Origin of the sequence: Streptomyces sp. YS-3, from assembly GCF_045257485.1 — a bacterium.
Lineage (GTDB): Bacteria > Actinomycetota > Actinomycetes > Streptomycetales > Streptomycetaceae > Streptomyces.
Genome location: NZ_JBJHPC010000591.1, coordinates 1 through 4,338, shown reverse-complemented (window position 1 = coordinate 4,338; position 4,338 = coordinate 1). Strand labels below are relative to the sequence as shown.

Here is a 4,338-nt window from a genome sequence, read left to right as displayed (position 1 = left end):
GGGCTGTGGCGCGGGGCGCTCCGGTGCTGTCGGGCCGGGGCGCCCCGCGCGGGGGCGGGTGTCGTCAGCCGCCCAGCTCCTGGTGGCGGGCGTTCAGCCGCGCCGCGCCGTCGCCCGTGAGCGAGCCGAACAGCCGCAGGCGGGAGATGCCGCCGTCGGGGAAGATGTCGATGCGTACGTGGGTGGCCACCGCGGGAGCGTCGAGCACGAACCGGTGGTTGGTGTCGGGCTGGAGGCGGGTGCGGGGCAGGATCTCGCGCCACTCGCCCGCCTCGCCGTCACGGACCGAAAGCGCCGCCCAGCCCGCCGAGTTGCCCTTGAGGTAGGCGGTGTCGATCTCGACCGCGCGGATCTCGGACTGCGCCGCCAGCCGGTAGCGGATCCAGTCGTTGCCCTTGTCGCGGCGGCGGCGGGTCTCCCAGCCGTCGTCCATCTTGTGGGAACGGCCCGGCTGGATGGTGTTGGTGGCGGGCGAGTAGAAGCGGTCGGAGGCGTCCTCGACCTGGCCGCCGTTCTCCAGGGCCGCGAGGTCGAAGGTGCCGAGGGCCGCGAGCCACGCCGGGTCCGGGGCGACCTCGCCGTACACGCGCAGCCGGGCGATGCCGCCGTCGGGGTGCTGGTTGACGCGCAGGTGCGTGAAGCGCTGCTCGACGTCGACGGCGAAGCCGTTGGCCGCGTGGCCGCCGACCGCCGTACGGGGTACCAGCGTCACCCACTTCACGTCGTCGGCGAGCAGCTCCCCGGGCGAGGGCGAGCCCGCGACCGAGGTGCCCTCGACGGAGACGGCCTGCGGGTAGTTGCCGCGGAAGTGGGCGGTGTCGACGACGATGCCGCGCACCACGCCGGGGGCGCCCAGGCGCACCAGGGCCCAGTCGTGGTCGTCGTCCGTGGGGTGCGGCACGGCGGCCGAGACACCGCGGCGGCGGCGGGTCTCCCAGCCGTCCATGATCTTGCCCTTGTGGCCGAAGTGCTCGGGGTCGAACTCGGCGGGGGCGGGCTTGAGGAGGTTCTCGCGCTCGGCGAAGAACTCGTCGTTGGCGGCGATGACACCCGCGCCGAGCCGCCGGTCGGCGAGGTCCGCGTGCCGCGTGAACGGGAAGTCGGCGGTGCGGTAGTCGGCGTACGGGTCGCCGCCTCCGTAGGGGCTGGCGTCACCGGTGAAGGAAGGTATGGCACTCACGGTCTCAGGTGTTCCTTTCGAGCAGGCGGCCGGTGGGCCCGGTGAGGGTGCCGTTCTCCTGGATGCGCTCGCCGCGCAGCCAGGTCGACTTGACGACACCGTGCAGGGTCTTGCCCGCGTAGGCGGTGACGCGGTTGCGGTGCTGGAGTTCCGCCGGGTCGACGGTGAAGGTCGCGTCGGGGTCGAGGACGGCGAAGTCGGCGTCGCGGCCGGCCTCGATGGCGCCCTTGCGGTCCAGGCCGACGAGTCCCGCGGTGGCGGAGGACATCCAGCGGACCACGTCGTCGAGGGTGTGGCCGCGCCCGCGGGACTCCGTCCAGATCGCTGACAGGCTCAGCTGGAGGCCGGATATCCCGCCCCAGGCGGTGGCGAAGTCCTCGGTCTTGAGGTCGGCGGTGGAGGGCGAGTGGTCGGTGACCACGCAGTCGATGGTGCCGTCGGCGAGCGCCGCCCACAGCAGGTCCTGGTTGGCGGCCTCGCGGATCGGCGGGCAGCACTTGAACTCGCTGGCGCCGTCCGGGACTTCCTCGGCGGTGAGGGTGAGGTAGTGCGGGCAGGTCTCGACGGTGAGCCGGACGCCCTCGCGCTTGGCGGCGGCGATCACGGGCAGCGCGTCGGAGGAGGACAGGTGCAGGATGTGCACCCGCGCCCCGACCCGCTTGGCGGCGGCGATCAGCGACTCGATGGCGGTGTTCTCGGAGACCTTCGGGCGGCTGGCCAGGTAGTCGGCGTAGCGGGGGCCGGGCCGCTGCGGCGCCGCGACCAGCTCGTGCGGGTCCTCGGCGTGCACGATGAGCAGCCCGTCGAAGCCGGCGATCTCGGCGAGCGACTGGGCGAGGTGGTCCTGGTCGAGTTCGGGGAACTCCTCCACGCCGGACGGCGAGAGGAACGCCTTGAAGCCGAAGACGCCGGCGTCGTGGAGCGGACGCAGGTCCTTGACGTTGTCGGGCAGCGCGCCGCCCCAGAAGCCGACGTCCACATGCGCCTTGGAGCGGGCGACCTCCTGCTTGATACGCAGGTTGGCCACCGTGGTGGTCGGCGGCAGGGAGTTGAGCGGCATGTCCACCAGGGTGGTGATGCCGCCCGCGGCGGCGGCCCGGGTGGCGGTCCAGAAGCCCTCCCACTCGGTGCGGCCGGGGTCGTTCACATGCACATGGCAGTCGACGAGGCCCGGCAGCAGCACGTCGTCGCCGAAGTCCTCCAGGCGGGCCCCGGCCGGCACCTCGGCGTCGTACGGCAGCACCGCGTGGATCACCCCGCCGGCGACGGCGACCGAGGCCGGGCGGGTGCCGTCGGGGGTGATGACGCGCGACGAGCGCAGTACCAGGTTGACGTCGGACACCCGAGCCCTCACTTCCGCGATGGAGTGCACGTCCGCGGTGGCGTGGTTCCCCGGCGGAGTGCGGCGAGCAGAATTCAACGAACTGTTGAAGGAGTCTTCCCGCCGATCAGGGAGCCGTCAAGGGTGTCCGGGATACGGCGGCGGCCGACGGCGTGGGTCTTGGAGGTTTCCACAGAATGGAATTAGACTTTCACTCCTCAGAATGGAGCTATCGCCACGGGGCGCCGCACCGGAACGGACAAACCCACGCTGACCGGCAGGGACTCCCCACGTACGCACTGTACGGCGAGAAACACACAGGTAGGCTGCTGCCTCGCCTGCCAGCTGAAAGGACCGCGCCGTGCCGACGTCCAGCGCCAGCACCACTGACGCCTCCAAGCCATCCGCCGCGAGCGGTGGCGTCCAGTCCCTGGAGCGCGCCTTCGACCTTCTGGAGCGGATGGCCGACGCGGGGGGCGAAGTGGGCCTCAGCGAGCTCTCCGCCAGCAGCGGCCTGCCGCTGCCGACCATCCACCGTCTGATGCGCACCCTCGTGGCCTGCGGTTACGTACGCCAGCAGGCCAACCGGCGGTACGCGCTCGGCCCCCGCCTGATCCGCCTCGGCGAGTCCTCGGCGCGACTGCTGGGCACCTGGGCCCGGCCGTATCTGGCCCGGCTGGTCGAGGAGACCGGCGAGACGGCGAACATGGCCCTGCTCGACGGTGACGAGATCGTGTACGTGGCGCAGGTGCCGTCCAAGCACTCGATGCGGATGTTCACGGAGGTGGGCCGGCGGGTGCTGCCGCACTCCACGGGCGTGGGCAAGGCGCTCCTCGCGCACACCCCGCCGGAGGAGGTGCGGGCGCTGCTCGCGCGTACGGGGATGCCCGCGGCGACGGAGAAGACCATCACCACGCCGGAGGGCTTCCTCGACGCGCTGGAGCAGGTGCGGCAGGCGGGGTACGCGGTCGACGACAACGAGCAGGAGATAGGAGTCCGCTGCCTCGCGGTGTCGGTGCCGAACTCGCCCACGGCGGCGGCGATCTCCATCTCGGGCCCGGCGGGGCGGGTGACGGAGACGGCGACGGAGCGGATCGTCCCGATCCTCCAGGGGATCGCGGAGGAGCTGTCGGCGGCGCTGGCGAACACGGGGGCCCAGGGCTGACGATCCCGTCCCGGGGGGCGGTGTCTTTGGCCGCGGGTCGTGGAGGGCTGGTCGCGCAGTTCCCCGCGCCCCTTGGGGGGCCGGCCGCACCCGGGGACCCTGGCTCGGCCCCATGCCTTAGGGGCGCGGGGAACTGCGCGACCAGCCCCCACTCACCCGCAGACGAACCCCCGGCCGCAGCACCCCCGGGGACGGGGCGTCACGCCTCCCTGAGGCGCCCGTCCCCCATCCGCACCACCCGCTCCACCCGCTCCAGATGCGCCGCGTCATGCGTGACCAGTACCGTCGCCGTGCCGCGCTCCCGGGTGAGCCGGGTCAAAAGGTCCAGCACCGACGCCCCCCGCGCATGATCCAGCGCACTCGTCGGCTCGTCCACCAGCAGCACCGCCGGCTCGTTCATCAGCGCCCGCGCGATGTTCACCCGCTGGCGCTGGCCCCCGGACAGCTGGTGCGGACGCCGGTCCGCCCGGTCCGCGAGACCCACCGCGTCCAGCAGGGAGAGCGCCCGCTCCCGCGCCGCCCCGGGCCTGCGGCCCGCCAGGTGCGCCATCACCTGCACCTGCTCGGCCGCCGTCAGCGACGGCAGCAGGTTCGGCTGCTGGAAGACGATCCCGACGCGCGAGCGCCGCAGCTCCGCCCGCTCCGCCGCGTTCAGCGACCCCGTCTCCGCCC

The 4,338-nt window shown here is 72.9% G+C and carries 4 protein-coding genes; 1 reads left to right on the top strand and 3 read right to left on the bottom strand.

Annotated elements, in window-relative coordinates; genetic code table 11:
• Nucleotides 1-64 precede the first annotated feature (64 nt).
• Complete coding sequence (alc, locus tag ACJA3G_RS31365) at nucleotides 65-1,180, bottom strand: allantoicase (protein WP_406556427.1); 1,116 nt, start codon at nucleotides 1,178-1,180, stop codon at nucleotides 65-67.
• Nucleotides 1,181-1,184: 4 nt separating this feature from the next.
• Nucleotides 1,185-2,522 (bottom strand): allantoinase AllB, encoded by a 1,338-nt coding sequence (gene allB, locus ACJA3G_RS31360; RefSeq protein ID WP_406556426.1) that lies wholly within the window; start codon nucleotides 2,520-2,522, stop codon nucleotides 1,185-1,187.
• A 340-nt stretch (nucleotides 2,523-2,862) separates the two neighbouring features.
• Here allB and ACJA3G_RS31355 point away from each other — a divergent pair, with 340 nt between their 5' ends.
• Nucleotides 2,863-3,666: an IclR family transcriptional regulator gene (locus ACJA3G_RS31355; protein WP_406556425.1), complete on the top strand. Its 804-nt coding sequence runs from the start codon at nucleotides 2,863-2,865 to the stop codon at nucleotides 3,664-3,666.
• A gap of 199 nt (nucleotides 3,667-3,865) precedes the next feature.
• On the opposite strand, the gene ACJA3G_RS31350 is transcribed toward ACJA3G_RS31355, so the two are convergent.
• Nucleotides 3,866-4,338, bottom strand: a 473-nt coding sequence (locus ACJA3G_RS31350; protein WP_406556424.1) for an ABC transporter ATP-binding protein, incomplete at its 5' end; no start/stop codon positions are given.